We start from the raw sequence: 6,769 nt of genomic DNA, 5'->3' as shown, positions 1-6,769 counted from the left end.
GATTGGCGACATGCTGATGCTGGCCGCAATCATCCTGTGCGGACTGGGCTATGCGGAAGGAGCCACGCTGTCCCGCAGGCTAGGCGGCTGGCAGGTGATCTCGTGGGCGCTGGTGCTGTCGCTGCCGGTGATGCTGGCTCTGACGCTCATCATCATGCCGCAGTCGCTCGAAAGCGTCGGCAAGGCCGCCTGGATCGGCCTGGCCTATGTCTCGCTGTTCAGCATGCTGATCGGTTTTGTGTTCTGGTATCGCGGACTGGCGCAAGGCGGCATCGCTGCGGTCGGACAGTTGCAGCTTCTCCAGCCTTTCTTCGGCCTTGGGCTGGCGGCAATGCTGCTGCACGAGCAGGTCAGTCCTGCCATGATAGCGGTCACTGCTGCCGTCGTGCTTTGCGTGGTCGGTGCGAAGAAATATGCGCGGTAGGCGCCGGCCCTTCTTCCTTCTCTCCTTGTTTGTTGTGGGAGAAGGTGGATTGGCGCGCAGCGCCAAGACGTTGAGGGGTGCTGGCCGGAACGCCCACGTGCCAAGCTGGAACACCCCTCATCCGACCGCTTCGCGGCCACCTTCTCCCACAAGAAGGGCACAAGAAGGGGAGAAGGGAGTGCCTACTTGGCTAGAACTTCGTCACCACGCCAATGCCGATGCCTTCGAAACCGCCCATCGCCATCAAGGCCGCGGGCGCCTCGTCGAGGCTGATCTTCTTGCCGACCAGAAGCTCGGGTTTCAGTTTGCCGGTGCGGATCATCTCCATCATCGCCTGGTAGCGGTGGGCCTGCATGCCATGACTGCCACGGATTTCGAGTTCGAAGGCGATCACCTTGTCCATCGGGATCTGCGGCCTGGCGTGATCGCCGAGCATCAGGCCGACCTGAACATGGCGACCGCGCCGGCGCAGATTCGCGATCGAGTTGAACGAGGTCGTCGGGTGGCCGAGCGCGTCCATCGACATATGCGCGCCGCCATTGGTGATCTGCTTGACCGCCTTGACCACATTCGGCGTCTTCGACGCGTTGATCGTCGCCACCGCGCCGATCTTGCTGGCGAAGTCCAGCTTCTCGTCGGTCAGGTCGATGGCAATCACGTTGGCGCCCATGGCGCTGGCGATCATGATCGCCGACAGGCCGACGCCGCCGCAGCCATGCACGGCCACCCATTCGCCGGGCGTCACCCGGCCCTGGTCGACAATGGCTCGGAATGAGGTGACGAAACGACAGCCGAGGCTGGCGGCGGTGGCGAATTCCATCTCGTCCGGCAAGCGGACCAGATTGGTGTCGGCATGGTCGATGGCGACATATTCGGCGAACGATCCCCAGCCGGTGAAGCCGGGCTGGGACTGATGCTCGCAGACCTGATGGTTGCCGGAGCTGCATTCGAAGCAGCGGCCGCAGCCGACGGCGAACGGCACGGTGACGCGCTCGCCGGTCTTCCAGCGGGTCACCTGACTGCCGGCGGCCACCACGACGCCGGCAAGCTCGTGGCCCGGCACATGCGGCAGGCGGATGCCGTCGTCATGGCCCATCCAGCCATGCCAGTCGCTGCGGCAGAGACCGGTCGCCTCGACCTTGATGACAACGCCGCCCAGTGCCGGCTCCGGATCGGGAACGTTCTGGATCGTCGGCGTTTCGCCGAATTTTTCGAAGACAACGGCTTTCATCGGCAATTCCTCACGCTTTAATCCAACTCGCTCTATTCGGCATCGATCTGGTTCTCGGGTGCTGCCTTTTGAAAGGCCGGCACCGCCATGCAGGCGGCGTGGACACGTATGATCGTCGGGTAGGGCGTCAGGTCGACGCCGAAACGCGCATTGCTGGCGACCTGAGCCACCAGGCAGATGTCAGCCAGCCCCGGCGTGTCGCCGTGGCAGAATGTCCCGGTTTCGGACGAGGAAGCCAGAATCTTTTCAAGCGGCTGGAACCCTTCGTTCACCCAGTGCCGGAACCAGTTGGCGACGTCCGCGTCGCCGGCGCCGAACAGGGTGCGCAGCGAGGTCAGCACGCGCAGATTGTTCACCGGATGGATGTCGCAGGCGATCATCTGCGCCAGCATCCTGACGCGGGCCCGGCCAAGTGCGTCCTGCGGCAAAAGCGGCGGTTCGGACCTGGTCTCGTCGAGAAATTCGATGATCGCCAGCGATTGCGTCAACAGCGTGCCGTCGCCGAGGATCAGCGCCGGCACCAGTCCTTGCGGATTGACCGCGAGATAGGCGGGCTCCAGATGCTCGCCGTGCCGCAGATGATGCGGCACGTATTGGTAGGTCAGGCCCTTCATCTCCAGCGCGATCCGCACCCGGTAGGAGGTGGAGGAGCGGTAGTAGTTATGAAGGACGAGGTCGCTCATTGCGGCACACTCGGCCGATTTGGACGATCGGGCAAGGCATTGTCGTCCGGAAATTGCTGTCTCCGCCCTTCGGCCAGGGATGGCGATGTACTATTTGCCAATAATCTGGCCATGGTCGCTGGGCTATTCTATCCTGCCTGAAATGAAACGAAACGCCATGACCGCAGTCAACGATCGCGCCCGGTTTCTGATCATCGACGACCACCCGCTGTTTCGCGAGGCGCTGCACAGCGCTGTGCAAATGGCCTATCCGGATGTCGACACTGTCGAGGCGCGTTCGATCACCGAGGCATTTGAGCTACTGGCGGATGCGAAGCCATTCGATCTCGCGCTGCTCGACCTCAGCATGCCTGATGTGCATGGCTTCGACGGACTGCTGCAGCTTCGGACCCGCTATCCGCGCCTGCCGGTGGTCATCGTTTCGGGGCATGAGGAGCCCAAGATCATTTCCGAGGCGCTGTCCTATGGTGCTGCCGGTTTCATCCCGAAATCGGCGCGCAAGAGCGATCTGGCCGCCGCCATCCGCTCGGTGATGGAAGGTGCGATCTACGTGCCCGAAACCTACGAAGGCCAGCCGCCGGACGCCGACAGCACCGACCGCGCCGAGATGGTGCAGCGGCTTGCCAAACTGACGCCGCAGCAATTGCGGGTGCTGCAGATGCTGCGCCAGGGCTTGCTCAACAAGCAGATCGCCTACGAGCTGCAGGTCGGCGAAACCACTGTCAAGGCGCATGTCTCCGAGATCCTGCGCAAGCTCAATGTTTACAGCCGGACGCAAGCCGTCATCGAGGTTTCGAAGCTCGACAGCGCCGAGCTGTTTCGCGGCCAGGCGGGGTTTTGAACGGGTCTCGCTCCGTTTTCAAACAGCGCTTAGGCTACGACAAACTCCGGATAGGATTCTCGAAACTTCTTCAGACAGGGAATTGCATCGCCATAGCGGACAACTATGTCATTCTGATCGCGAATTGTCAGGAATCTGAGATTCGGCGTAAAGCATACGTGATCTACCCCACCGTAGTGCGCGTGAGACAAAGCCAATCCGATGGAGCTGGGGAGTTTAAATAAAGTGTCCGGCTTGGATATTTGTCCGTGCAATTCGGTTAATACATAAACCGAGTTTGCCAATTACTTCTCTATACACAGTGTAGAATGCGATGAAATAAGAAAATCCTCGAGTTCTATATGCCGCCGATTGAAACCCATCGATCTTTCGCGCAACGGCCCTAAGCTCAAAGACTTTTCCATGATTGGCTATAAGCGCGCCATAAATGGCGCTAAACCGATCTCCATTTATTACTTGCAAATGGCAAACTAAATCTGTGGAGGCAATCGACAAAATTTTCATCTGTCTGATTTCTGAATTTCATACCCAGTACCGCAAAAGCAATTGCGTGACAGTGCACCATTTTCAATTACGGTGACAGTGCACCATTTTTCTTTCGTCGCCTGCCTCGTTTTCCTGGTTTCACGGCTTTGCCGAGTTGCTTGGCAATCCGGTCCAGAAACGCATCGTTGCCCAACCGTCGACGGATGCTCTCGGCCTTACGCAGCGTGTCGAAAGCCGCGACAAAGAACTACCGCTTCTTTCGTGAGGCGTGCATGGCGCGTGCAGCCTCAAATGCAATTAGCGTTTGGTGGTCTAAATCCACAAGTCGAGCTAAGTGATCAGTATCGGTAAAATGACCCGATAGGATCATAAATCCGCTACCATCTCTCATAAATTGAAACCTAAAATCTTTTCCAATCTCATTATCTATTACTTCAACCTCGCTCAGTTTCTCAACACTGAGACCAACTTGTCCTTCCTCTGCAGTGTAGAAGATAACACGATCTCTGAAGACCCAATCTTCCTGCGTGTGAACCGCTATTGCATAGACATCGTAAACTTTTTTCAGGCCGATATTTCTGATTCTCATCTCTATTGGGCCTCTGACGCATCAAAAGGGCTCAATGAAGTCTCTCTAAGGATTACGAACCCCTGCGCCCTGAATCGCCTTGCCTCAGGGTATGCTCTCCAGTGTCTCTTCTTTCAAATTCCTAGCCTATGTTTTGGCTTGAAAGCGTATTAAAGACATTCCTATAGACATCATTGATTTCCCAACCTTTTCGTTGAAAATAGATTTCAACGACCTCGAACATCCAATCAACGATGGATTCCGTATTAATCCACCTTCTTCTAGCTACAAGACCCCAAAGCAGAAAAAGTAAATCGCGATCATAACAATATTCCTCGCCTATGGTTTCTGACACCAAGGTCACGAACGCACCGTATTCACCCTTTGATGTCTCATTCAGTTCATATTTCAAGTTTGATTGCGCTATATCTAAGAATACAGAATACCTAGATCGATCCGTATCCGAAATATTCTTGTCTATTGCCTTGATAATTTCTGCGGCAAGCTCTCTTGCGACGCGGTCAATTTCGAACCGATCAGTTATGTCTACAATGTCCATTTGTATTCGGATTCGCCGTTGCGTTCACCGGCCTAGTATTTAATACCGAGAGAGTCCATTGCGGCACCGCGCATTACAGTGACAGTGCACCATTTTTTGTCGCTCGCGGTCTCGTGCGAGCGTCTTTTGAGGGAGAAGGGATCAAGCCAAGAGATGCGCCAGCAGCGCGCGCAGTTGCGCCGGTTTCAGCGGCTTGCGCATCAGCTCGATGCCGGCGGCGCGGGCGGCTTTGGCAACGGTCTCCGAACCGTCGGCGGTGACGATCAGCGCCGGCACGGCGCGGCCGAGATAATCGCGGACCTCGGCGATGGTCGTGGTGCCGAGATCGCCGCCGTCGAGGTGCTGGTCGGCTATGACGATGTCCGGCACCCAGTCCGTATCGCCAAGCATGTCGAGCGCATCACCGGTCGAGGTGGCGGGGCGCACCAGGCATTGCCAGCGCTCGAGCAGGGACGTCATCGCCTGCAGCACCTCGATGTCGTTCTCGACCAGCAGCACCTTTGTGCCGAACAGCCCGTAGCCGCGCGGCCGCTCCATGTCGGCGGTGTTGGCGATGGCGTCGGCGGTGGCGCCGATCCCGACCGGAACGTCGATATGGAAAATCGTGCCGTGTCCGACCTTCGACGAAAACGTCACGGGATGGCCGAGTGCGGCAGCAATGCGGCGCACGATGGCCAGGCCCAATCCCAGGCCGCCGCCGGCAAGCCCGGCATCGGTCGGGATCGTGCCGCGGTGGAATTCCTCGAACACCGCCTCGCGCTGGTCGTCGGGGATACCGCAGCCGGTGTCGGCGACATCGATGCGGATCGTGTCGCCGCGATGCCTGGTGCCGACCAGCACGCCGCCGGAGCGGGTGTAGCGCAGCGCGTTGGAAAGGATGTTCTGCAGGATGCGGCGCAGCAAGGTGCGGTCTGAACGCACGACGGCGTTGACCGGCCGGAATTTTAGCGTCAGGCCCTTCATTTCGGCGACCGGCAGGAAATCCGAGCGCAGCGACGAAAACAGCATCTCCAGGCTGACATCGCCGACATCGGGCTGCACGACGCCGGCGTCGAGCTTGGAAATGTCGAGCAGGGTGCGGAGCAGATCCTCCATCGTCTCCAGCGACCGCTCGACCTGCCGGACCAGTTTTTTGCCCTCGTCGCTGGTCTGCACTTCGGCCAGCGCCGAGACGGAGAGATGCGCGGCGTTCAGCGGTTGCAGCACGTCGTGGCTGGCGGCTGCCAAAAACCTGGTCTTGGACAGGTTCGCCAGTTCGGCGTTTTCCTTAGCGGCGCTGAGATCGATGTTGGATTGTTCCAATCTCCGCAGCGTTGAGTGCAGTTCCTCGGTGCGCGTACGCACTCGATTCTCGAGCGAAATCGCGGTCTGGAACAGCGAGAACGCGTTGCCCTGCTGGTCCATCGAGCGCTCGACGCGGCTGACAAGGGCTGCGTTGATCTTCTTCAGCCTCTCCAGGTCGTTGATGTTCCTGAGCGGCATAAAACCTCCTACACCGCCGCCTGCCGCTCTCCGAAGGCGATGCCGGTGAAAGTCTGGTTCAGATGCATCGACCGGTACTGTTCGCCATAGGTGCCGAAACCGATGACGTTGTTGACCTTGTAGACTTCCGAAATCTCCCGAAAGACCTGGCGGTTGAGCGCGTCGAGCCTGCGCAGCACGCAGTCGAAACCGAGGATCATGTCGATGCCGCCAAGCCTTTCCTCGACATCCCTAAAGGCGGCACGTGTCGATTCAACCATGTTCTTGGGCTGGGCGATCGAAAGGACGACGCCATCGTCGATGGCGCAGAAGAACGACAGCGAGCCGTCCGCGTGCATCTTCTGGATCGAGCGGCAGTAAAATTCGCCGCCCACTTTCACCACCACGGGGTGCGAGGCAAAACTCAGCGGCGTCAGCATCTGCGGGATGACGCCGACCGAGGCGGCGTATTCCTCCGCGGCATTGGTGGCGTTGAATTCGCGCACGGTGCGGTGA

At 58.7% G+C, this 6,769-nt stretch carries 8 protein-coding genes; 2 read left to right on the top strand and 6 right to left on the bottom strand.

Annotated features, from left to right (window positions below):
* Positions 1–424: DMT family transporter (locus EOA86_RS16465; RefSeq protein WP_164891782.1), on the top strand; the 424-nt coding region annotated here is incomplete at its 5' end.
* Positions 425–614: 190 nt separating this feature from the next.
* Here EOA86_RS16465 and EOA86_RS16460 read toward each other — a convergent pair.
* Positions 615–1,655 carry a zinc-dependent alcohol dehydrogenase family protein gene (locus tag EOA86_RS16460; RefSeq protein WP_128342598.1) on the bottom strand — a complete coding sequence of 347 codons (1,041 nt, stop codon included), beginning with the start codon at positions 1,653–1,655 and terminating at the stop codon, positions 615–617.
* Between the two features lie 32 nt (positions 1,656–1,687).
* Positions 1,688–2,338 (bottom strand): maleylacetoacetate isomerase, encoded by a 651-nt coding sequence (gene maiA, locus EOA86_RS16455; protein ID WP_128342596.1) that lies wholly within the window; start codon positions 2,336–2,338, stop codon positions 1,688–1,690.
* 157 nt (positions 2,339–2,495) lie between these two features.
* Here maiA and EOA86_RS16450 point away from each other — a divergent pair, with 157 nt between their 5' ends.
* On the top strand, positions 2,496–3,179 hold the full coding sequence (locus EOA86_RS16450; protein WP_023803603.1) for a response regulator transcription factor: 684 nt from the start codon (positions 2,496–2,498) through the stop codon (positions 3,177–3,179).
* Positions 3,180–3,912: 733 nt separating this feature from the next.
* On the opposite strand, the gene EOA86_RS16445 is transcribed toward EOA86_RS16450, so the two are convergent.
* The 4 genes from EOA86_RS16445 to EOA86_RS16430 all read right to left on the bottom strand — a co-directional run.
* The gene (locus EOA86_RS16445; protein ID WP_128342594.1) at positions 3,913–4,254 is read right to left on the bottom strand and encodes a hypothetical protein; all 342 of its coding nucleotides are present in this window, start codon (positions 4,252–4,254) and stop codon (positions 3,913–3,915) included.
* 121 nt (positions 4,255–4,375) lie between these two features.
* Positions 4,376–4,792, bottom strand: coding sequence for a hypothetical protein (locus EOA86_RS16440; protein ID WP_128342592.1), 417 nt, complete (start codon positions 4,790–4,792; stop codon positions 4,376–4,378).
* 141 nt (positions 4,793–4,933) lie between these two features.
* Positions 4,934–6,274, bottom strand: a complete 1,341-nt coding sequence (locus tag EOA86_RS16435; protein WP_128342590.1) for a hybrid sensor histidine kinase/response regulator — start codon at positions 6,272–6,274, stop codon at positions 4,934–4,936.
* Positions 6,275–6,282: 8 nt separating this feature from the next.
* The coding region (locus tag EOA86_RS16430) for an FIST C-terminal domain-containing protein (protein WP_206630041.1) at positions 6,283–6,769 on the bottom strand (487 nt) is incomplete at its 5' end.

This window comes from Mesorhizobium sp. M5C.F.Ca.IN.020.32.2.1, from assembly GCF_004023105.1.
Classification (GTDB): domain Bacteria; phylum Pseudomonadota; class Alphaproteobacteria; order Rhizobiales; family Rhizobiaceae; genus Mesorhizobium; species Mesorhizobium wenxiniae.
Note: the sequence above shows the minus strand (reverse complement) of the source record. Positions and strands in the feature narration are given on the sequence as shown.